Consider the following 23759-nt stretch of genomic DNA (forward strand, 5'->3'; position numbering starts at 1 on the left):
GCACTATCGAGAGCAGTACAATTAGCGCCTTTTTACGCTCAGATTAAAAGATTATTCCTATAAGGTGGATTATTTGGTCAAGCGTTATAACGCCGCTCATAATTAATTTTTTTTTCACTTACACTCACTTAATTTGCTTATATCCAGCAAGAAAGTGAGCACATATGCAGCTATCAAATGCACAAAATATTGCCCCCAAGCAATATATAATTGCGATTCCAACATTGCCCTATGAATTTGTAGCCGCCAACGCTTCAGGAGCAACCAGAACCCAATTGGAAAGCTTTATAAAAGAAGGCTTTCATAAAAAATACCAGGCGGATGTCAACACCTTCATGCCGTTGCTACTTGGCATACAAGCTCGCGGACTAAAAGCGGTGGTAGGGATAAGGCGTGGCAATGAGCCATTATTCACCGAACAATATTTACCTGCCTCTATTACCGAAATACTGCAAGAACATGGCATCTGGACAGATCGCCATAACGTAGCTGAGCTGGGCAATCTGTACAGCCAGAACCAACGCTTCACCCTACCTCTATTGATGACAGTCGTAATGAGCCTGTACTTATCCGACGTCGATTACTTGATATTTTCAGGAACAAAAACAGTTTGCCAACTGCTCGAAAAGCTCAAATTACCAATGACCTTTTTAGCCGACGCGAACCCTAAACGCTTAGTCAATGCAGAAAAGCAATGGGGGAGCTATTACCAAAACAGCCCTAAAGTCATGCTCCTCGACGTCAAAAGATCAGTCTCGATCGCACTGATGCAACCTGAACTAGAAGCCTTACTTGAGCTAGTCAAAATGCATCTTCAACCCCTATTACTGCAAATGGAGGAACTCTAATTATGTGGTACTTTTCCTCACCGGAATGGGCGAACAAGATCGCCCTGCAAACGTCCCATCAAACACTGACGTACCAGGCTCTCGCTGAAGCAGTAACCGCTCGCCAAAATTGGCTCAAGGCACAGCAAGTAACGCGCGTCGCTATCGCCATGGACAACAGCATAGAATGGGTCTTATTTGACCTAGCGTGTCAGCAGGTGAATATCTGCTGCGTGCCGGTACCAGGCTTCTTCAGTGACACTCAAACCACGCATCTGGTTACACAAAGTGGCATTGAATTATTGCTCACTGAGAGCAATAACAACAGCGAACAGAAGGACACAAGAGCGTCGCCATTCGCAGGTATTGATGCCGTGCGCTTTCCTGTCACACAAACACCGCAGATACCAGAAGGCACTCATAAAATCACCTTCACCTCAGGCACAACAGGAAACCCTAAAGGCGTTTGTTTAAGCGCAGAGTCGCAACGAAACGTTGCCCGCTCTCTTGTCGATGCCGTAGACATAAAACACGTCCGCCATCTTAGCCTGTTACCGTTAGCGACCTTATTAGAAAACATCGCTGGGGTTTACGCTCCCTTAATGGTTGGGGGCACCATCCTATTGGCCAGCCAAACCGAACGCGGATTTAGTGGCAGTCGCTTAACGGACCCAAAGCGCCTACTCATGCTGATTAATGAACAGCAACCTAACAGTCTAATACTGGTTCCTGAACTACTATCTCTGTTTGTCGGCGCCTGCGCCCAAGGTTGGCAACCACCGCAATCCCTCCAATTTATTGCCGTTGGCGGCGGTAGAGTGGCAGCAGGATTGCTGCAAAAAGCCCGCGCTTTAGGCTTACCGGTTTATCAAGGCTATGGCTTATCGGAGTGCGCTTCTGTGGTGGCGCTCAACACCAAAAAATCAGAACAGATTAGCGCCGCCGGCAAAACACTCCCGCACAACCAAGTACACATTGAAGACGATGAACTGGTGATCAAGGGAAACCTCTTTTTAGGCTACCTTAACCAACCCGAAAGCTTCTATCCAAGCGCTGTCTATACGGGGGATTTAGTCACTCTAGAAAACGATTTTTTAACCATAAAAGGTCGCCGTAAAAACGTATTAATCAATTCCTTTGGTAGAAATATTTCACCGGAATGGGTCGAAGCCGAATTGATGGCCAGCGGTCATTTTCGCGAGGTGCTGGTTGCTGGGGATGCGCAACCGCATTGCGTGGCATTGCTCACCCCACTGCAAAAAAACGCCAGCCAACAGCAAATTGCCGCCGTGGTTGACCAAGTCAATATTAGGCTACCCGATTACGCTCAAATAGGTGGCTGGATCACACTAGAACAGCCATTAGTCAGTGTTACTGGCCTTGTCACAGCCACCGGAAAGCCCGTTCGAGAACGCATTTTTAATCACTTTAAGGCATCGCTCGAAAATCTTTATTCCCTTGAAAATAAAGAAAACTTTCGAGTTTTACTAGAGCAGCAAAAACAAGAGAGAAACAAGCCAATGTCACTTTATCAACGTTTGCAAAACGAAACCCAAGCCGAGCGCCAATACTTAGTCACCTCTGCGATTATTCAACGCTGCTTCCACGGCAAAATAACATTGGATAATTACTTAGATTTTCTAAGCCAAGCCTACCATCACGTTAAGCATACCGTGCCATTATTAATGGCCACAGGCAGCCGACTACCGGATGAAAAAGAATGGTTGCGCGAGGCCATAGGCGAATACATTGAAGAAGAAATGGGCCATCAGGAATGGATACTCAATGACATAGCCGCGGCTGGCGGTGATAAAGACGCCGTGCGCCACAGCGAACCAGGAGCGGCCGCAGAGCTAATGGTCGCTTATGCTTACGATGCCATTCAGCGTAAAAACCCTCTGCGCTTTTTTGGCATGGTGTTTGTCTTAGAAGGTACCAGTATTGCGCTGGCGGACAATGCTGCACAGCAAATCCAAGACAAACTTAAGCTGCCAAAAGAAGCCTTTAGTTACTTGAGTTCACACGGGACTTTAGACCAAGAGCACATCGTTTTCTTTGAAAACCTCATGAATAAAATCACCGCTAAAGAAGAGCAAGACCAAATCATTCACAGCGCCAAAATGTTCTTCAAATTGTACGCGAATATCTTTCGTGAAATTGATCATGAAGCAGCATCAGAACAAGCCGCTTAGGAGGTTTTATGAACTGGCAACAACAAACCTGCCTATTAACGGGCGCGACGGGAGGCATCGGCCAAGCGATCGCCCATGCCTTAGCCTCTAAAGGCGTTACTCTGATCCTGCAAGGTCGTAATGAAGAACGCTTATTAGCGTTAGCGGCGTTATTGCCCGGCGATCATCAAATACTTGTCGCTGATTTAGCAACAGCAAGCGGATTAACGGCCATCTCAGAAGCGATGACGGTTACCCCTGAGTTTTCTATGTTGATTAACAATGCCGGTATCGGGCAATTTTCAGCCTTGCAATACACTTCCGCAGAAGAAGCCAATGAGGTTATCAACACCAATTTAACCGCGCCTATTTTGCTGACTCAACGCCTGCTGCCCTTACTAAACAAAGACTCTGAGTCACATATTATCAATGTTGGCTCTGTCCTCGGTAGCATTGGCTTCGCAGGGCAATCTCTTTATTGCGCCAGTAAATTTGGCTTACGAGGCTTTAGCGAAGCGCTTTATAGAGAGCTGGCTGACACCAACATTCGCGTCTCTTACTTTGCCCCAAGAGCCACTGCCACGTCGATTAACAGCCAACAGGCGATGGCGATGAATACCCAACTAGGCACCGCCGTCGACACAGCTGACAAGGTAGCGAAAGCGCTTATTGACCAGTTAAAACAAGGGAAAACCCGTCGCGTTGTCGGCTTTCCAGAGAGGCTATTCGTTAAAATCAATGGAGCCTTTCCATCGATTGTCGATAAAGCATTATTGAAAAAGCTCCCGGTTATTAAACGTTTTATTTTTCAAAACACAAAGGAGGCCTTATGAAAGCCCTACTACTAGCATTGGCAATAACAACAAGCTTTATCTCTCAAGCGTGGGCACAAGACACGACAAGTTTATTGGATATTCAACATCAATGGGCTCACATCAATTACCAAATGACGGACAGTGACAAGCAGGTCGATGCCTTTAACGCCTTAGCGCAAAACGTAGAGAACATGATCAAGGCCGCTCCAAATAATCCAGACAACATGATCTGGCTTGGCATCATTCAAGCAAGCACAGCAGGCGCCAAAGGTGGCATAGGCGCTTTATCCTACGCAAAAAGCGCCAAAGCCAATCTTGAGAAAGCCATTGCCATCAACCCCAATGCATTATCGGGCAGTGCCTTAACCAGCCTCGGTGTGCTTTATCACAAAGTACCGGGGTGGCCGATTGGCTTTGGAAGCGATAAAAAAGCCAAGAAGTTACTAAGACAAGGGGTCGAAGCCAACCCACAAGGGCTGGATGGCAACTATTTCTACGCTGACTTTTTGTATGACGATGGCGATTATAAAGCAGCAAAACAATATCTAGAAAACGCTGAAAAAGCCGCACCAAGACCTACTCGTCCAGTGGCAGACACTGGCCGTCACAAAGAAATTCAAACCTTAATGGTGAAAATCAATAAAAAACTTTAAAACGGCAAATTCTCATCGCTAACCTCGGTTAGTAATGGCCATCAACAGAACCTCAAAGGTAGGACAACCTACTGTTTGAGGTTCTTCTCTGCCTGGGTAAGCGATGTAATGTGACGTAAAATATAGACGATCACAATAAAAGCAGCCGCACCGAAAAAGGCACCAGCAGCACCAACGCTTTGAATGTTAACCAGCTGAATGACTTGATTACCGATTAACGCACCTGCTCCAATACCTAGATTAATAATCCCTGAAAACAATGACATAATAATGTCGGAAGCATTCGCATCGACATTAAAAACACGCACTTGAGCTGATAACGTGACCGTCATCAGTGCCGCCCCCCAAAAGAGAATCACCAACACCATAAAAGTACTATCGTGAGCGGCCGAATACAGAAGAGCGGTCGACGCTGTCACAATCAAAGTACTCGCCACAATCAACTGAGCATTGGCTCGTTCGCCAAAGTAGCCGAATATCACACTGCCTAAAATGCCAGCACCACCAAACAACAACAGAATCAGTGTGGTAAAACCAGCACTGTTGTCTCCAACATTGGCTAAGAAAGGTTCAATATAGCTGTACGCCGTGTAATGGGCGGTAAACACCAGAAAAATGAAGAAGTACAAGAAAATCAAAACAGGGTTCTTCATCAGCTCAGAAACCTTGCTCAAGGTGCCCGAAAACAGACTAGGTAAGCTAGGCAGCAAGCGCATGAGCGCAATGGTAATGCCCAAAGACGCGACACCAATCACGGCAAATGTCGTTCGCCAACCTAATGACTCGCCAATCAAACGCCCTAATGGTACGCCTAACACCATAGCCAAGCCTGTTCCCGTCGCTAAGATACTTAACGCCAGATTCTTTTTCCCCCACGGCGCGACACGAATCGCAATCGACGCGGTGATAGACCAAAACACAGCATGGGCAAGCGCAATCCCAATACGGCTCACCAGTAACACCTCAAAACTCCAAGCCACTACGGATAAGGCGTGACTTATCACAAACAGCGCGAAGCTACACAACAATAAGGTTTTGCGGTTCATCTTGCCTGTCAATAGCATTAAAGGCAGCGACATTAAGGCCACAATCCAGGCATACACGGTGAGCATCCAGCCAGCATGGGCCGGCGAGATATGAAAGTCGTTGGCAATCGAAGACAACAACCCCACCGGCACAAACTCAGTGGTATTCACAATAAAAGCGGCAACCCCCATCAGAATAACGCGAAGGTATTGAGTCCGGGTTGAGGTGTTATCAAGCGTAGAAGAGTCCAAGTTCATTTTGACCTGCAAAATAGTAGAAGGAAATTTACTGTCCGTTGTTACACAAAAACAGAAGTATGAAATACGTTTGTTTCAGCCAATAGAAAGACACGCACCTTGCTAGGCAAAGCGCTCTGACTTAGAAGTGTTTTTATTAGGAGGCGTTGTTATTTTTTGCTGCCAGCTTATTAGCCAACACGGCACAAATGAATATTTGTAACGGATGATAAATCATAATGGGCAATAACAACATCCCTAGCATAGGGCTAGCGCCAAAGATTACTTTTGCCATAGGCACACCAGCTGCCAGTGTTTTTTTAGTACCACAAAACAGTGCCGCGGCTTGATCCTCTGGGGAAAAGCCCAACCCCTTCGAGAGGCTCATCAACAACACAATCATCAGCAACAAAATCACCGTACACAAGACGATAACAGTGAATAACGTCATAACATCAAAGTCGTGCCAAACACCCCGCACCACAGAGTCACAAAAGGCGTTATAGACAATCAGCAGAATGACCAGTTTATCCAGTTTGCTAGTGACGCTTTTATATTGGCGTAACCACTCCCCAATAAAAGGTCTTATCACCTGCCCTATCACCATCGGCAGCAGTAACAAGGCGGCAATATGCCCCACTGTATCGCCAAGATCGACATGCCCGCCGCTCATTCCCATAAAAAGTTGAACGAATAACGGCGTCAGAAATATCCCTAACACACTGGACAGTGAAGCATTAAAAATCGCACCGGGGACATTTCCCCCCGCAATGGCGGTCATGGCCACTGACGAAGAAATTGTGCTCGGTAGAATCAATAAAAAACAAAAACCGAACGCCAATGCTTGTGGCAAAAGCTGCTCAAACCATTGGCCAAACAATATCCATAAAAGTGGATAAATAACAAAAGTCGCACCTTGAATAAACAAGTGCAAACGCCAACTGCCCAAGCCTTTACGCACCTCTCGTGGAGATAAGCTAACCCCGTGCAAAAAGAACACCAGCGCAATACTCCATTGTGTTACTTGATCTAGGTGCAATGCCCCTTGGCTGGCGCCAGCATTCGGTATAACGACTGACAGGCCGATCGCCACTAGCATTCCCACTAAGAACCATTCTTTCTTTATCAAGCTCAACAAGGCAATTTATCCCTATCTATACGCATTAGATGTTAATGGCCGTATTGTCCATTATTAGCAAAAAAACAGAAGTCACAAATAGGGATGTTTCTGTGATTGTCGAGTAGCCGCTATTACCTATGAAGTTTAAATGTCACAGGTAATCGCGCCCGTTATGCGTTTTTGCCAGTTTTTGAGAGTTACTGAACGGTAACGACTCATCTCCTTGTCTGGCACAAAAGAAGTAATACCCACATGATCCAATAACGCGGTCATGGCAGACTCAGCTGCTCGGATTGCGCCATCGTCACATTTTAGAGCGATACCCAGCTTCAATTCTGGGATAGCTGCAACATAGACGCCCTCTGCCCCTAATTTAAGAAACGCTCGCTGCTGCAGTGTTGTCATCATATCGGTGCAATAGCGTTCCGTTCCAGCCACCATGAAAGGGTGCTGCACGACGGCATCATATAAGGTTTTACAGGCTTTTTGTCGGGCTGGCGCCAGTTCATCTGGGCTTGAAAATTTAGCAAAGGCAAGCGCCAGATTAGTCAGTGGCATTGCCCATGTAGGCGCAGAGCAACCATCCGGAGACCAATGGGCATTGTCATAATCGTATTCACACATTTGCGCCATGGTGGCTGAGATTTTTTGCTGTACTGGGTGGTCTACTTCTATGTAGCCACGCGGTGAGGTGCCTAACAATTTGGCCAACCCAAGCATACCAGCGTGCTTTCCCGAGCAATTATTGTGCAGTTGATTGGGTATTTCACCCTTACCAGCCAATTCATAACTGGCTTCAGCGCGCATCGGCCAATGGCAGCCACACTCAAAATCACTTTCTGAGAGAGATAATTTATCTAGCATACTTTGCACTGTCGCAACGTGCTTTGGCTCACCACCATGCGAAGCACAACAAATGGCTACTTCTTGATCATTAAAAGCAAACTTCTGCGCCCCTCCCATTTCGATAAAAGCAAGTGCTTGCATAGCCTTAATAGCACTACGTGGGTACACTAAAGACGCCACATCTCCCCACGACTCTACAACCTCACCCGTACTCGAAACAATAACAGCCTTTATATTGTGCTCGCTTTCAACCACCCCGCCACGGGACACTTGGACGGTAAGAGAATCGTGCTTCATATCAAACTCCTTGTTTGAAAATAACCTGACTCACAGACTAAAAGGAACGGGCCTTTACCACAAGTACCAACAAAAGCTTCTACCTCACTCTAACCTGACTAAGAAAGCGGGTAAACAGATTAAACTAGTTGCTTTCTATGAGATCCCAAAAGGCTGCAACCATGGGGTTTTTAAGGTTTTTTGTTAGCGTAAATAAACCAATATCGTAGGGTTCCAGCTCTGGCTTCACATCCAATACCTGAATACGATCTGCAAGTGGACTGTTGTCTAATACGATTTTCGGCACCACACCAACACCAAAACCTAAGCTCACCATACTCACAATGGCTTCATTTCCTGTTACTTGGGCATAAATCTTGGGGGCAATGGAGTGCTCAGCAAACCAGTCGTCTACTTGCTGTCGAGACACCCCACTTTCAGACAAAATCATAGGAATATTCGCCCACTCTTTAGGATCTTCTGGTGGTGTGGTGGGCACATTGGGAACCAATTGCTCTACAGGTGCAATAAATAACAAGGGAGAAATGGCCATTGGTTTAAACGTCAATCCACGCGGAATTTTATTGGGACGCGCGGCTATCGTAATATCTTCCAAACCATCCAATATATGCGCAATAGCGTGTTCTGGGTCGCCCGTTCTGAGTTTAATTTCAATGCCGGGTTGAGCCAGCCGGAATCGATTTAGCAATTCAAATAAGAAGCTATAGCTGGCGGTCACCGAGCCATACAAACTAATTTCGCCACGCAATTGATCTGAGCTATCCGTTAATTCATGACGAATCACATTCCACTGGTTGCTCGTATCACGAGCATATTTGAGAAACTTTTTGCCTTCCATGGTTAACGTAACAGTACGATTATCACGGTTAAACAGGCTCACACCAACTTCGTCTTCCAACTGTCGGATGTTACGAGAAAGCGCAGAAATGCTGATATGGCACTCATCGCTAGCGCGGCCAAAGTGAAGGGATTCTGCCAGAGCCAAGAAGTGTTTTAAGGATCGTATATTCATAACCGTCAGTTTATCTTATGTTTGCAAAAAATGGGACGTTATATTGCATATATATCAATTTACGAAAGATAGGCTTTTCGATAGAGTGACCCCACTGACATGGTTTGCCACTTTCTATTGGCTTTCTATGTAACCCTTTTTTGAAATTAAACAGTAATATTGACGTGCCTTAATCGTCGATACTTAACTCATAATAATTAGGATGTGTTTATCATGGCTAACTACTTCAATACCTTGCCGCTTCGTGAGCAATTGGCTCAACTAGCAAAATGTCGCTTCATGGACAGCTCTGAATTCTCTGATGGCGTAGAAGCGCTTAAAGGCAAAAAAATAGTTGTCATTGGTTGTGGTGCTCAAGGTCTTAACCAAGGCTTGAACCTACGCGACAGTGGTTTAGATGTATCTTACACATTGCGTGCTGAAGCCATTGCTGAAAAACGTCAGTCTTGGAAAAATGCCACTGAAAACGGTTTTGTTGTTGGCACTTACGAAGAATTGATCCCAACTGCAGACGTGGTTCTTAACCTAACGCCTGATAAGCAACACACTCCAGTTGTTAAAGCGGTTATGCCTCTTATGAAACAAGGTGCTTGCCTATCTTACTCTCACGGTTTCAATATCGTAGAAGAAGGCATGCAGATCCGTGAAGACTTAACTGTCATCATGGTTGCACCTAAGTGCCCAGGTTCTGAAGTTCGCGCTGAATACGTTCGTGGTTTTGGTGTTCCAACGCTTATCGCTGTTCACGAAGACAACGATCCTAAAGGCGAAGGTCTTGCTCTAGCAAAAGCTTACGCTGTCGGTACTGGCGGTCACAAAGCAGGCGTTTTGATGTCTTCTTTCATCGCTGAAGTAAAATCTGACCTTATGGGTGAGCAAACTATCCTTTGTGGTATGTTGCAAACAGGTTCTATTCTTTGCTTCGACAAAATGGTTGAAGAAGGTATCGATGCAGGTTACGCGTCTAAACTTATTCAATACGGCTGGGAAACCATCACTGAAGCATTGAAATACGGCGGCGTAACTAACATGCTAGATCGTCTTTCTAACCCAGCTAAGATCAAAGCCTTCGATCTTTCTGAAGAGCTAAAAGTGATCATGCGTCCTTTGTACAATAAGCACCAAGACGATATCATCAACGGCACTTTCTCTCGCGTTATGATGGAAGACTGGGCAAACGATGATGCTAACCTTCTAAAATGGCGTGCAGAAACAGCAGAAACTAACTTCGAAAAAACACCTGCTGGCGATGTTGAAATTTCTGAGCAAGAATTCTTCGACAATGGCATCTTGATGGTCGCTATGGTTAAAGCCGGTGTTGAATTGGCTTTCGAGACTATGACAGCCGCTGGCATCATTGCTGAGTCTGCTTACTACGAATCTCTACACGAAACACCACTAATCGCGAACACCATTGCTCGTAAGAAACTTTACGAAATGAACGCGACTATCTCTGATACTGCAGAGTACGGTTGTTACCTATACAACCACGCTTGCCTACCATTGCTAGGTGATTTCATGAAAGGCATCAAAACTGACGTGATCGGTAAAGGCCTTGCGACTGACGATAACGGCGTAGACAACGCTCGCCTGATCGAAGTAAACGCCGCACTTCGCTCTCACCCAGTAGAAGCGATCGGTGCTGTACTTCGCGGCCACATGGCTGACATGAAAAAAATCGTTTAATACGATTATTGCGCTTGCCAATACTGTGCTAGACATAGACGCGTATTGGCATCGCTTATAGCATCGTAATTTACTTATAAGAAGCCGAGCTTTTCATCACTGAAGGCTCGGCTTTTTTTGTTGCTTCACTTTGTATTTTTGGTTTAGAAAAGGAATCTATCATGGGCATTGCTATCCACCTAGACGACCTCAGCGTTAACTTCGACGATCGTTTTCAGCTAAATAACCTCAACTGGTCGATTGAAGCAGGTCAGCATTGGGTCGTTACTGGCACCAATGGCTCAGGCAAATCCGCCTTAGCGGCTGTGTTGGCTGGAGTGGGTAAGATAGAACAAGGCAGTTTATCAGGCTTACCAAGTAACGTTGGCCTGGTGTCCTTTGAGGCTCAAGCCGAGTTGATCGCCAAAGAGCTGAAAAAAGACGACGCCGATATCATGGACGTTATCTCCCTTGGCACACCCGTCCATGAAATGATTTTTGACCAATGCCAAGATCCTGAACTGGCACAAGAATTGGTCGAAAAATTTGGCCTAACGCCCCTACTAGATCGTGCTTTTCGTAAATTATCGACTGGTGAAACACGCAAAGTCATGTTGATTCGCGCCCTCTCCAGCAAACCCAACTTGTTGATTTTAGACGAACCATTTGATGGCTTAGATGCTGGCACACTGACCATGCTACAAGAGCACCTGATCAGCATCGCTGATACGGTTCCCATGGTTATGGTACTTAATCGCTTTGATGAAATGCCCGACTTTATTACCCATGTGGCCTACATGGACAAGGTCGCACTCGAGTCAAAAGAAGCACACAAACACCGTTCAGAAAAGAAACTGAGCGGGGCTGGAAAACTAGCACTGACGGTGGATAAAAACGACGAACAAGCCTTTCATGAGCTTTATCAGTTGCTACACCTTAAAACCACCGACCTAAGTGTGCCTGAGGCTGACCCAAGCACTAAACTGCCTGATCTAGACCCAAGCCAACCACTGGTAAGATTAAAACAGGCTAGCATCAAATATGGCGATACTGTCATTGTCGACAAGCTCGATTGGACCATTGAACCAGGTCAACACTGGCAACTCAGCGGCCCTAACGGCAGCGGTAAAACCTGCGTATTGTCCTTGATTACTGGCGACCACCCACAATGCTACACCAATGATATTTTCGTCTTCGGCTTCCAACGTGGTAACGGCGAAAGTATCTGGCAGATTAAACAATTTATCGGTTATGTATCGACCGCACTGCAATGGGAATACCGAGTCAGCACCAGCTGTAAAAACGTCATTATTTCCGGATTCTACGACAGCATCGGCATGTACACTAAATCCACCGATAACCAGAAGAAAATTGCCGACCAGTGGCTTGAACTACTCGGCATGAAAGACCGTGCAGACCAGCCCTTTAACAAGCTCTCCTACGGCGACCAACGACTTCTACTCATCGCTCGAGCCATGGTGAAACACCCACCACTGCTCATCTTAGATGAACCTTGCCTTGGCTTAGATGACATGAACCGTCAGCTAGTTTTGGCCTTGATAGAAAAAATCTGCGAAGGAAAAGAAACCACGGTGCTCTACGTCAACCACCACGCAGAAGATCAGATCAAAGGAATTGAATACTACCTAGGATTGAAGAAGAATAACTAGAATTTTGGTTAGCTTACTGCCTTGAGCAGAAACTGTGTGACGCTTAATTTCGAAACTGCCGCCTACTTCATATGAAGCGTCACACTTGTTTTCAAAAACTGATATAGTTTCATTATCCATATCGACTTATATAAAGAAACTGTCGCAAAGGACATTGCTGTGCCAACGTACCAACCTTTTACAAATGAAGAAAAAGCACACCTGAAAGTCAGATTAAATAAGTTAAACGACGAATCAATTTTCATCTTCTCATCAAGATGCGCCTTAAGTGTATTCCCATTTATTTTTGCAGAAAATAGCTTAACTCCTGAGAATAAGTCAGGTCTAGGATTCTGGAAAAAATCAAAACAAGGAAGATACCTTTTATCTGTATGGAGAGCATTACTTGTTTCTTATACTAATAGCAGGTCATTAAATATAAATCATAAGATTATAGCGAAGAACGCATCTTTGGCTGCCAGTTCTTCTCTGGATTCTAGAAGAGGCGATTTTATTTCTGAAACTGCTGATTATGCAGTTTATTCAGCAGCTTATTCTGTATTATCTTTGCTCTCCCCAAAGCTTGATTATCCCTTGGACACAGCAATTGCAGCATTGAGTTCAGCAAATCATTATCATCCAAGTTATGTAGAGGAAATTAAAAATATAATAATCAATGACTTAGAGAAATTAGAACAGAACATTTATATAAAAGAGACACCTTTATGGTTAGAAACCAAAGACTCCAAATATGTAGACTTAGTTCAACACTACATTACTCCTGAAAAATTAAAAGGCCTTTCAAATCAAATACGAAAAGTAGATACTAAGGCTGCAGAAATCACTGAAAAAATTCAACATATTTATTTAGGGATTTCTAACGCAAAACCAGATAATAAAGCAATAGAAAACGCCCTCGATCAACTGGAAGTGTATTTTTCCAATAAGAGTATTGAAGAAAAAGAGAACAACAATACCTTCTATGGTAAAGAGGATGAAGAATTTTATAGGGAAAACGACGATCTTTTTTATGAGAAAGAAAATGAGACAAATTCTGAAAATGAACTAAAAAAAACAGAATATGATATTGAAACCATCGCGGATAATCGCCACAGCAGTCATCAATATGCCGCGGAAGATAAGCTTAACCGTCAGCATCTAGTGAATACCTTAGCGGCTTTGTTGCAAAACAAAAACAATCATCACCATCAAACCATTGGTTTATTAGGTCATTGGGGAGTTGGCAAGACATCCGTTGTTGAGCTACTAAAAAACGCCCTACAAATGAAACAACAAACAGACGAACCTGATTTTTTATTCGCCGAGTTTAACGCTTGGGAATACGAACACACTGACAACCTGCAGGCAGGCATCGCCCAAGAAATGGTCAAAGCACTTTCTAGCCCAGAGCCTAAACCTGTTTGCTGGGAAAAAGCTTGTTGGCCTTTTAGAAAGCTTTGGCTAACACTACAGTTTGCTTGGAGCTTGCTGGGCTGGAAGATATTAACACCCTTATTTCCTCTTGTTTTCGCACTTGCACCTATTTGGTTTTTATACTTTTTCAATGAACCATTTAAGCAAGTAAATGAATCGATTATTTATATTTTTTCCACTACTTGGTTCATCGGCTTTTTGTACCCAACGTGGAAAGAAGTTAAAAAGGTATTAGCAGGACCACTAGCAAAAGAGTTTTTGACCTATTTGAAATTACCCGATTATGGCGAACACTTAGGCACGATTCCGGTGATGCGTGAACACATTAAAAAACTCACCAAGGTACGTTTGGGCAATGAAAAACGCTTGTTGTATGTGGTGGATGATTTAGACCGCTGTGGACACAAGGGCATTGTTAAAGTGCTCGAGGCAGTGCGAATGGTACTAGATTTAGACAATGTCATTGTGGTAATCACCGTAGACCAACGAATTGCCCTCGCGGCGCTGGCGCTAAATTATAAAGAACTCGCCACACAGCACCATATTGAAGACCCTAGGCTGATCGCTCGCGATTACTTGGCGAAAATCATCCATCTTCCTATTGTACTTACTGAGCCAGATGAAGCATCTGTATCCAGTTATCTTGAACACCTTTGGGAACAGACCAGTTCACCGAAAAGTAATACACCAAATGAAAGAGATGACAATCCAAATAAAGACACCGCCGACAATACCGATGAAACAAGTCAGATAAAAGGTGTTGAGCAAGAAGAAAAAACTAACCAAAGAGCAAACACCCCTTTTCCAAACACTGTCCTCCTCAGTGCAGATGCGACTGAAACAGACTCTCAAATAGAAGAGGCAACTGAACACAAACAACCAGTAGAACAACTTACAGATCTACAGAAGCAAGCCTTCATATTTTGGATAAGGCATTTTGAATTATCGAACCCGCGCCAAATAAAGCGCTTGAATAACAGCTTTAACTTACTTCGAAACTTTTATCCTGAAGATGAGATTTCTGACGATATAGCAACAGAAGAAGGTGGAACTGAGCATGCTTTTCCCATGATGGTGACGTTATTTGCCTTTGAATACCTAAATAATCTTGATGACATGCAAGAGCGACATTCGTTGAAAAAGCTAATTAAAAAAGAAAAAATCGATTCAGAAGGTGCAAATAAAAAATACCTAACGGGTCACAAGATAACGCCATTAGTGATTGAGCTGGCAAACCTGAGCTTAGAAAACACCACTATGATCCAAGGAATTGAGCCTTTCGTTCTTCCAGGGATTGATATGATCGATAAAAATTTTGCCGAAAAAGCTGAAAGCTTTGAAGCAGGAAGATGTAGATGATCTAAGCACTCAATTGATGCTGGTGCATGGCTCCAAGTTTTTGCCATTCTTGCAGAGCACTCTTTTTAAATTCGAGTTTATAAGTCAGCGATGCTGACTGAGATACTTTCTTCATTTGCGCGTTTCTTCGCCAGAGCTACAAGATCCATACCTTCCAATTTATCCATTCAGGCTTCATACGCTTCTGCAGGAACACAGTAAAACGCAGCATCATTAAAACGACAACTCTACCATTAGTTCTGGAGCCAATTCCATCAGGTCAGCTTTTTTGCCTTCCCACCCTCAAATGAGGGTGGTCTGCTCGATTGTAAAGAGTCTATATTTAAATCGTCAGCAAAAACTAAAAAAGAAGATGAATTATGAACAAAGTAACGTCGCTAAAGGTCGTATTATCTGCAGGAATCACTCTCACTTTATCTGGATGTTTCTCAAACACTTCAATGATCATGGACGCGACGGGGGCAAAAAAAGGCGAGCTTCCTGCTTTTCAACAACCCGATTTCACTAATGCTCAAGCTGATTTTAGAAAAAAACTAGAGCAATACCACAATACTAATCAAATGCCTGTGGATACCAGTTCATACAGCAGCTGTAACCTCAGCCAAAAAACACTTCAAGACATATCAGGCTTTACAATCATTGCTGACCTACTTGATACCACTCGAAAAAATAAAGATTCAAAAAAATCACTCACTGCACGAATTGGTCAGGACGCATCTTCTGCTGCAGGGCAAGATATCCAGCAGACTTATCATTGGCAAGGTGGTGCTTTATATGCATCAACCATAGATTGTCAAAAATTAACGAACAATTCAGATGCTAGTAACGTTAGTTTTTTAATTGATAGCCAATACCTAATCAAGACAACAGGAGCTAATTTTAATGGCACACATTCTATTACCGAGCAGAAGCATGTTCAGCGGATAACACCCGATCACATTGTTTCTATAGGCCTATCCTCTACCGTCATGGGTGATGACTTCACAAAAGACTTTGGTACCAAGCTGGCACTTAGTCTGAGCAATTTAAAAGATCCTTCGTTTATTTACACTTACAAGAAAGGAAATGACCAATTAAATATGATTGAAGCACCATCAAGTCCTGGCATCTATTTCACTCAACACTTTATTACCTTAAACAAAGAAGAACAACGGATTCGCTCTTATCGATATACAGGAGCGGTTCATGATGGCGTTGGGCGCTCTCTAAACGGTAAAGCACAAGGTCTACAGGAGAGTTTTGGGAAATACGGTTCCAACCTATGTTTTGATCAAGGAGAACTTGTACAGAAATCAGATTGTGAGACCTTTTAAATAATGTTTACTATTATCTCTAAATGGTTTTTGTTGATTATCTGTTTAGCATGTACGGGCTGCTCAACATTACAGATGCCTCATGGGCTTGGGCCTGCAGAATGTAAATCTGGGGACTGCTCTAATGGTGTTGGATCTCTCTACTCACCATTCGCAAAAGTAACCTATCACGGCGAATGGGATGGAGGGGAGATTGGTAGCGGTACTTATACCATTGACTACAAAGGTCAAGAGTTTACCACTCTTTATAAAGATGGCAGGCCGGTCAGTGGGACTAAGTTTTACCCGCATATTAATGGCGAATTAGATTATTTTACCGGTGAATGGACACAGTATTATGATCCTTTCAGCAAGCAAACCATCACATTTCCCCATGAAGGGATTTACCACTCTATCACTGGCGCAACGTTAACCGGAGAATTCTATGCCATTCCTAGCCGGGGTATGTTTAAGCATATTTATGAGGAAAATCCCGACACCTCACTGAGACATTCAATCGCTAATATCCTTTTTATTGGGAAAGTGAGCTATCAAGGTGAAGAAGAAATCACCACGTTAGCCGGCACAAATTACTTCATCGGCATGCCTTTTATCAGTTCAAAATATTCTGGGTTAAAACCTTCTGATGCCGGTATGTTGGCTCAATTCAAACGCGACTTAAAATCAGAACAACAAGCGCAACAAAATGCCAGAGTACAAGACCAAGGTAACGGCTTCGACTTCGGTAAAATCATTGCGATTGCAGCTACGGTTGCTGTTGCCAGCAGTAATTTCAGCGACTTAGGACCAGATGTAAGCATGTTTTCTTCCACCATGGGTGATTTCACAAACACACAAAAAACACCAGAACAGCAAAAAACGTCCTTTATACAGCACAAAGAACAAGTGACAACACAGGTTCAATCGAATGTGAATAGGATTGAACAACGCTATGCCCCTTTACCAAAACCCAAGCCGCGCTCACAACAAATAATAGCCAAGTCAAAACCTGCAGAAACCAAAGCTGCCACTGCTCAGCCAAGGAATATAAACATAGAGGCGAGTGGCACAACGGGTAGCTATTTTGCGTATGAGCAAGCGCTTGATTTGTCACAAACCAACGCTGAAAACAAGGCGCACTCAATGTGCCGTAACGACCACAATGGACGACTAAAAGCGAACAGTGGCAATATGGCCAAAAAGAATTGTCAGCAAAAGAAAAATGAATTCCGCTGCAATGTGACTATGATTTTTGTATGTCAAAAAGAATAGTTTCTAACACTTAGTAAGCGTTGCTAACTCTGTATCTAGTCAATGGAGCAAAGCGGATAAGATACTACTAATGAGCTCTCCTTGCCTTGAGTGATTGGTTTTAATAAAAACATTTTTCAAATAAGAGCGGATTGTTGCTTCTGTTTTTCCGCTCTTTTTTGAAATGTCTTTTAACGTTAGCCCTGTGACTAAACCCTCACATAATTCAGACTCGGCAGGTGAAAGCGAAAAATATTGTCCAATCGTTTCAGCCTTTGGCAGCTTTCTCTTAGCGGGTTCAACAATAGCCACTAAAGCACCGCCCCGTGAAACATCCGTACTTTCCATCGGCCTTATCAGGACAATAAGCGGGGGTCGACCTACTCTATGTAAAAATAAGGTATCTGCATCATATTCGCCTTGCCCCATGCTAGCTCGAATCACTTGCACTGAGGATCGAAGATACGCGTTTTGAACATCATTCTGTTGGAATATTAATCGTTCATTACGAACAGATAATAATTTTTCTTCTAATAAAAATGCTTTAGCTTGCTGATTCGAGTGAATGACAACGGCCTGTTCATTTAATATCAGCGTTGCCTGAGGCATAGCGTTAACCACACTGGTTAGTGTTTTTCTCGCCACATTTCGCTGATCAATTTGCTGATACAACAAAACGGCTTGCCGGATAAAGGGCACTAATTGATTAAGCCGAGCTAGCTCTTCAGGATGATATATACCTTGGTCAACAGTCCTCTGCATCGTTAATAATATTGTGTGAGTCTGCGTGCAATGAACAACTAACCAAGCACTATCTAGCATATTCTGATCATTCTGCCAGCGCTTATAATCTTCTGTGACATTCAACTCATCCTTGATAGACAAAGCTGAGTGAAATAACCCTGGAGGCTGAAAAGTTGCATATCTAGAAACTAGATCCTGCTGGATCATATTATTCTTTGTATACCAATCTATAAAATCATCCGGCAGTCCTGCATACCAAAGGTGATCAATTTGTAATGGTTGCTTACGAACAACCACTAATTCCGCAGCACATGCATTATGCGTCGTTCGGAGAAGATCTAAAAAATGATGAAAACCTTCTCGATCAGTCAGTCCCTCATATAACGCATGAACAATGTTGGCATCAGGTAGAATCATCTCATTTTTATAACTTAGAGACATATCTAAACCACCTTAAATATTCAGTAATCCCTAGGGATATTATGATAAATAATAATAGCATAGCCCCTTATTCGAACTATTTTATAAAAAAGCAGCAAAAAGAGTCGCGATCCTTGATTACTCTGACCTCTACCATATTTAATATATTGGGCTACAGCATGATTGTGCCGCGACCTATCGATTGAATTGGCCCTGTTGGTTTACCGGTTGGCGAGCCACCTTCTTGCTCTAAAGTCAGCTCAAACAGTTGATTGTCTGTCAGGGGTGGCAGCTTATCCAAAGCAATGTTTAGGGTCTCTCCTTTCTTAACTAAGCCCAGCGACACGGGAGCGTCCCAACCTTCGGCTTTGGTCCAAAACTGCAATGCTTTGCCTGCTGGAATTTCTATCGCGGCTAATGGAACAAGCTGCATTTGCCTTGCTTGACTCGTTTGTATTACCCAGCCAGGTGTTTTGTTTTCAGGCGCGACCAATACAGCAATGTAGGTAGGATCGCTCATGGTAGGTTGGACAGTCTGCAGCTGCACGGCAAAAAATACCGCGACAACAAAACAAGCCGTCGATAAACCACGCCACAATGCTAAATTCTGCCAAAATAAACCTAATTTAGTACTCGCTGGCGCTTTCGTTTGAGTAGCAGACTCTAACGCATCGACGCTACGTTCAATACGCGCAGATAACGGCTGGGGAGCAGTTAATGGCACTAGTCGATCGGTAATAGACAAAAAATGTTCTTGCCACTGATTCACCGCTTTTTGCAGTTCGTCGCTTTGAGCTAAACGCGCTTCAAATGCAACTCGCTCTTCATCATTTAATGTACCCAGTACATATTGTCCAACCCATTCACTGTCTGTCTCTGGCGTGTCATTTGTCGGTTTATTCATTGTAAACACTCCTTCAAGGCCGCCAGACTGCGCTTAATCCATGATTTCACCGTGCCAAGCGGCTTACCTAGCAGCTTAGCGATTTCATCTTGTGTGTAACCATCAACATACGCATGCAAGACACAGAGTTTTCGTTCGTTTTCCAAATGATCCAAACAAACATCAAGCGACGCCTGAGTGAAAACATCGCTAGCGAATTCATCATCTGGATGCTCATTATCCAGTACTTGCTTATCACATAAGTCCAATAAAAAGTCAGGTTCAGCAAGCACTTGTCGTTGGCTGTATTTTAAAGCGTTCAATGCTAAATTTCTTGCTACGGTGTAAATCCACCCCCGAGCAGAGCCTAGCCCTTTATGATAACGATCGGCGTTTTGCCAAATTTTAATGAAGGCGTCATGCACTATATCTTCCGCCAAAGGACGATTTTGTAAAATCCTCATCACCACAGCCAGCAACCTTGGTGCTTCCTGCTCGTAAAGCTGCATTAATGCTCGTCGATTGCCACCAGCACAACACACTAGCGCATTTTCATAATCAAAAGTCGTTACTGATGGCACGCTGATTTTCCTAATGAAAAAACCCAGTGTACGGAACTGGGCTTTTCAAGTCATTAAAGGCTGAAGAAATGACATATCAACTCATTGCTACACTAAATAATAGTCGAGCAAAATATCACTTCGCTTTCCAAAATAAATAATCACCAGAATAGTTCACTACAACAGTGTGGCCAATTTTATCAATGCTGCAGCCTTTCTCAGGTGCCGCACCGCCTTTCAGGTTGATACGCTGAACATAAGTAACCCCCTCTAACGCGCCAGAGCGAGCGGAAGCATTCGCTTTCACCAACTGCATAGGAATACTCCCTTTCGCTGATGGGGATACCGCCAACTGCTTACCGGTAATTGATGAGCCGTCTAAGGACTCCCAAGTAGCAGGAGGCCCAAAATAGGACACTAAATGATTACCCTTATTATCGCTTAAGATGGCGCGTGGGCCAGCAAAAGACCACTTCGCTTGCTTGCTTTTTTTCGCATCGGCTTTACAGACCCAAGTGATATTACCTTGTGCTGAAGTGTACATAACGACCACATTGCCCTCAGGCACTTTTACTGCATCGGGTAATTTGTCTTGAGAAAAACTGCCCGCATAGGATTGTGATGCGGCGGCCATTAATACAGACGCGGCGGTAATTTGTAGGCTTTTACGCATAGTGTTATTTTTCATTTTCATCTTCCCTATTGCTGATAATTGTTAGTGTCAGAAACAGTCAATGTCCTACTGCTAATAGGTACTACAATCGAGAATGTTATTTGGATGCAGAAAAATAAAAATAATTTAAAAAAACCTGCTGAGCCCTACGATAAACCCACGCAGAAGATCAGATCAAAGGAATTGAATACTACCTAGGGTTGAAGAAGAACAACTAGAATTTTGGTTAGCTTACTGCCTTGAGCAGAAACTGTGTGACGCTTAATTTTCGCTTTTAGAAAAAGGCATACCTACCTAATATTAAGCGTCACACTTGCTTACCTAATTAGTCACGCCTATAACTTCCAGAAATAGAAGAAATAAACTCTCTTTAACAGAAGGCTTTAACGAAACAAGCGTTTTCTAAAGCTTCTGAAGTTTTGTTTAGCATCATATAGCTTATAAAAAAACATCAACTCAAAGACAGAAGCGCCGCTCAGTTTAGAGTATTCTTTAACAAAGGCATTAAACTTAGCGTCATCAACAACGCTCCTAAACCTAAAGAACTCCTCCCCTCGCGCTTTCTTAAAAGACCATGAGTTGTATTTAATGATTTTCCCCATGCCGAAATCAAAAGGACAAAACTGCCCCTCTATTTCAACGAAATTTTCGCATCCCACATCAAGCACTAAAACATTAAGCTGGTGTAAGTAAAATAATGTCTGAGCCAGCTTAGAAACCTGTTCATCTCGGTATTCCTTACTTACTTTACCATTCAGAAAACTTTTTACATAAAATGCTTCCACTCTCTTTTTAGATTTTCTTATTTCTAAATCTATATTATCTGGTAGAGGAAATTTATAGCTTTTTATTTTCTGTAGATAGTTAATAATGTTCGCTTCTACATTCCAAATATAATTCTTTTCTTTATCTTTATAATCAAACTCTTTATAGACATATTTGCGGTCCACCAAGGTAGTTCTCCGCCACGAATTCGTGTACTGGCGATCCGAATACACAAAAACATCCGATGAGTTATCGATAATCTTTCTAATTTTTTTGCTGGTCGCTTTTGTCACTAACGACATTGGCATGCCTCCCTACGAACCCAGCCAAAGGGTTAAAAAACCAACTAGATACATTTTATAAAAGTGAAAAATACATGAAAAATACATGAAAAATACATATTAATGCAATATTCCTCATTTGTCAGTCAAAACCGCCTGGCTTCAAGGGATTAGGAGACTGACCAACGCGGGGCAGCTAGATGACCCCCTTAAAAGCAGACCTAACGGACAGATTAAAAGTAAAATTCTCTTAGAAACAATAAGATAGAAAGTCGTATTTTTTCGCTATAGAATGGCAGATGACTTGAATCAAAATGCTGAGGGATCACATTGAAATACACACTAAGCACTATCACTCTAGCGCTGGCTTGCATTGTCAGCCTCCCTGCAAATGCAGACCCAAAAACACCAGGCACTCATCCGGGTTACTCCACTATTGAAATGACAGCAGCAGGCGCCCCTAAAGACGTCCGCATGATTTCTGTCGCGGACATTAAAAAAGAGCTAGAAGGAAAGGCACCTTTTGCTGTGGGCCTGGATATCGATGACACCAGCTTATTTAGCTCTCCCGTTTTTTACCGTGGCCAGCAGGTGTTTTCACCAGGTGGCTACTCTTATTTAACAAACCAAAAATTCTGGGATAAAGCGAACTGCGGATGGGATAAGTTCAGTATGCCTAAGCAGATTGCACAGAAGCTAATTAAAATGCACCAAGAACGTGGCGATGATATTTACTTCATTACGGGACGCACAGGTTCTGCTTGTCACTTCACCACTGACTATTTGCAAAAAACCTTTCAGATCAAGAAAATGAACGATGTTATTTTTGCCGGCAGCAGCCGTACTGAATACACAAAGACTCAGTACATAAAAGCGCATGACATCAAGATCTACTACGGCGATGCAGACGGCGATATTATTTCCGCTCGCGACGCCGGAGCAGAAGGTATTCGTGTGATGCGCGCAGCCAACTCGAGCTATAAGCCAATTCCTAAAAACGGCATTTATGGTGAAAGAGTGCTAAAAGATTCTCAATACTAGTACTCACCACACCTTATAAAACAAAGCCGCTGCTTATTATGGGCAGTGGCTTTGTTGTTACAACCAACTCGCCATAAAGGGCGGCGTCCATTGTTAGCCACTCTCCGTCCATGACGCCATCGTAGAAACGCTAAACATTGCCACCATAGGCACCTTGCTCACCTTGATCATCGCCATTCCTCTGGCCCTTATGAACGCCAGTAACATTACCAGTTCGACCTGGAGTCACTGGATTGCACGTTTTTTCTTAGTGTCTTCGCGCTCCGTCAACTCTTTAGTATGGGCCTTATTGTTTGTTTCTATTTTCGGCCCTGGGGTGATTGCTGGCGTACTGGCGATCGCTTTCGCTCTGTCGGTTTTGTCGGCAAATTGCTCGCGGAGGCCTTGGAAGAAGTCGACATGGGGTCAGTGGAGGCGATTAGAGCAACAGGCGCGTCACCCATGTCTATCTTGATGAAAGGTTATTGGCCGCAAGTGCTGCCTGCCTTCTTTAGTATTATTTTATTCCGCTGGGACATTAATGTCCGCGAATCCGCAGTTCTAGGTTTGGTGGGTGCCGGTGGTATTGGCGTGGTACTGAATGATTCCATGAATCTATTTCAATGGGAGCGTGTTTCGGTCGCACTTTTGGCTATTTTTGTAGTGGTGATTCTGGCGGAGATCCTCGTCGTCAATATTCGTAAGAAATTGATCTAGAAAGGTTTTAAAACAGCAATAAGACCAACACGCCAGATTAGCG

At 43.6% G+C, this 23759-nt stretch carries 20 protein-coding genes; 11 read left to right on the plus strand and 9 right to left on the minus strand.

From position 1 onward, the window contains the following. The first annotated feature begins 164 nt into the window (after positions 1–164). The 4 genes from DFP81_RS06165 to DFP81_RS06180 are packed head-to-tail and all read left to right on the plus strand — an operon-like array spanning position 165 to position 4466. Positions 165–848 carry a thermostable hemolysin gene (locus tag DFP81_RS06165; RefSeq protein ID WP_115896884.1) on the plus strand — a complete coding sequence of 228 codons (684 nt, stop codon included), beginning with the start codon at positions 165–167 and terminating at the stop codon, positions 846–848. 2 nt (positions 849–850) lie between these two features. Further along, positions 851–3019 carry an AMP-binding protein gene (locus tag DFP81_RS18565; RefSeq protein ID WP_115896885.1) on the plus strand — a complete coding sequence of 723 codons (2169 nt, stop codon included), beginning with the start codon at positions 851–853 and terminating at the stop codon, positions 3017–3019. An 8-nt stretch (positions 3020–3027) separates the two neighbouring features. Continuing rightward, positions 3028–3831: an SDR family oxidoreductase gene (locus tag DFP81_RS06175; RefSeq protein WP_115896886.1), complete on the plus strand. Its 804-nt coding sequence runs from the start codon at positions 3028–3030 to the stop codon at positions 3829–3831. After that, entirely contained in the window at positions 3828–4466 is a 639-nt protein-coding gene (locus DFP81_RS06180; RefSeq protein WP_115896887.1) for a tetratricopeptide repeat protein, read from the plus strand. Before DFP81_RS06175 ends, DFP81_RS06180 begins: the two co-directional genes overlap by 4 nt. 68 nt (positions 4467–4534) lie before the next feature. Here the strand turns inward: DFP81_RS06180 and DFP81_RS06185 are convergent, their stop codons facing one another. From DFP81_RS06185 to ilvY, 4 genes are all read right to left on the minus strand, one after another. After that, the gene (locus tag DFP81_RS06185) at positions 4535–5749 is read right to left on the minus strand and encodes a sugar transporter (protein WP_115896888.1); all 1215 of its coding nucleotides are present in this window, start codon (positions 5747–5749) and stop codon (positions 4535–4537) included. Positions 5750–5885: 136 nt separating this feature from the next. After that, entirely contained in the window at positions 5886–6866 is a 981-nt protein-coding gene (locus DFP81_RS06190) for a bile acid:sodium symporter family protein (protein WP_220342842.1), read from the minus strand. A gap of 126 nt (positions 6867–6992) precedes the next feature. Beyond that, positions 6993–7991: an asparaginase gene (locus tag DFP81_RS06195; RefSeq protein WP_115896890.1), complete on the minus strand. Its 999-nt coding sequence runs from the start codon at positions 7989–7991 to the stop codon at positions 6993–6995. Positions 7992–8115: 124 nt separating this feature from the next. Continuing rightward, a complete protein-coding gene (gene ilvY / locus DFP81_RS06200) occupies positions 8116–9003 on the minus strand; it encodes an HTH-type transcriptional activator IlvY (RefSeq protein ID WP_115896891.1) in 888 nt (295 codons plus the stop codon). 213 nt (positions 9004–9216) lie between these two features. Between ilvY and ilvC the strand changes: the two genes are divergently transcribed. The 5 genes from ilvC to DFP81_RS06235 all read left to right on the plus strand — a co-directional run bounded on the left by ilvC (position 9217) and on the right by DFP81_RS06235 (position 17674). After that, positions 9217–10689: a ketol-acid reductoisomerase gene (gene ilvC / locus DFP81_RS06205; protein WP_115896892.1), complete on the plus strand. Its 1473-nt coding sequence runs from the start codon at positions 9217–9219 to the stop codon at positions 10687–10689. A gap of 161 nt (positions 10690–10850) precedes the next feature. After that, entirely contained in the window at positions 10851–12338 is a 1488-nt protein-coding gene (modF, locus tag DFP81_RS06210; protein ID WP_115896893.1) for a molybdate ABC transporter ATP-binding protein ModF, read from the plus strand. 159 nt (positions 12339–12497) lie between these two features. Beyond that, positions 12498–15110 (plus strand): KAP family P-loop NTPase fold protein, encoded by a 2613-nt coding sequence (locus tag DFP81_RS18600; RefSeq protein WP_115896894.1) that lies wholly within the window; start codon positions 12498–12500, stop codon positions 15108–15110. Positions 15111–15469: 359 nt separating this feature from the next. Further along, positions 15470–16423, plus strand: coding sequence for a hypothetical protein (locus DFP81_RS06230; RefSeq protein ID WP_147299438.1), 954 nt, complete (start codon positions 15470–15472; stop codon positions 16421–16423). A 3-nt stretch (positions 16424–16426) separates the two neighbouring features. Further along, positions 16427–17674, plus strand: a complete 1248-nt coding sequence (locus tag DFP81_RS06235) for a hypothetical protein (RefSeq protein WP_115896896.1) — start codon at positions 16427–16429, stop codon at positions 17672–17674. 39 nt (positions 17675–17713) lie between these two features. Here the strand turns inward: DFP81_RS06235 and DFP81_RS06240 are convergent, their stop codons facing one another. The 5 genes from DFP81_RS06240 to DFP81_RS06260 form a co-directional block, all read right to left on the minus strand. Further along, positions 17714–18838 (minus strand): helix-turn-helix transcriptional regulator, encoded by a 1125-nt coding sequence (locus DFP81_RS06240; protein ID WP_115896897.1) that lies wholly within the window; start codon positions 18836–18838, stop codon positions 17714–17716. A gap of 151 nt (positions 18839–18989) precedes the next feature. Beyond that, the gene (locus DFP81_RS06245; protein ID WP_115896898.1) at positions 18990–19721 is read right to left on the minus strand and encodes an anti-sigma factor; all 732 of its coding nucleotides are present in this window, start codon (positions 19719–19721) and stop codon (positions 18990–18992) included. Beyond that, positions 19718–20281, minus strand: a complete 564-nt coding sequence (locus tag DFP81_RS06250; protein WP_245959097.1) for a sigma-70 family RNA polymerase sigma factor — start codon at positions 20279–20281, stop codon at positions 19718–19720. The genes DFP81_RS06245 and DFP81_RS06250 overlap by 4 nt, the downstream gene beginning before the upstream one ends. 115 nt (positions 20282–20396) lie before the next feature. Beyond that, positions 20397–20948 (minus strand): DUF3455 domain-containing protein, encoded by a 552-nt coding sequence (locus DFP81_RS06255; RefSeq protein WP_115896899.1) that lies wholly within the window; start codon positions 20946–20948, stop codon positions 20397–20399. Between the two features lie 368 nt (positions 20949–21316). Continuing rightward, positions 21317–22000, minus strand: coding sequence for a hypothetical protein (locus DFP81_RS06260; protein WP_115896900.1), 684 nt, complete (start codon positions 21998–22000; stop codon positions 21317–21319). A 309-nt stretch (positions 22001–22309) separates the two neighbouring features. On the opposite strand from DFP81_RS06260, the gene aphA reads away from it, so the two are divergent. Continuing rightward, the gene (gene aphA, locus DFP81_RS06265) at positions 22310–23020 is read left to right on the plus strand and encodes an acid phosphatase AphA (RefSeq protein WP_115896901.1); all 711 of its coding nucleotides are present in this window, start codon (positions 22310–22312) and stop codon (positions 23018–23020) included. A 279-nt stretch (positions 23021–23299) separates the two neighbouring features. Beyond that, positions 23300–23716 (plus strand): PhnE/PtxC family ABC transporter permease, encoded by a 417-nt coding sequence (locus DFP81_RS06270; RefSeq protein WP_245959098.1) that lies wholly within the window; start codon positions 23300–23302, stop codon positions 23714–23716. Positions 23717–23759 lie beyond the last annotated feature (43 nt).

The organism is Marinomonas pollencensis, assembly GCF_003387375.1.
In the GTDB taxonomy this organism is placed as follows: domain Bacteria; phylum Pseudomonadota; class Gammaproteobacteria; order Pseudomonadales; family Marinomonadaceae; genus Marinomonas; species Marinomonas pollencensis.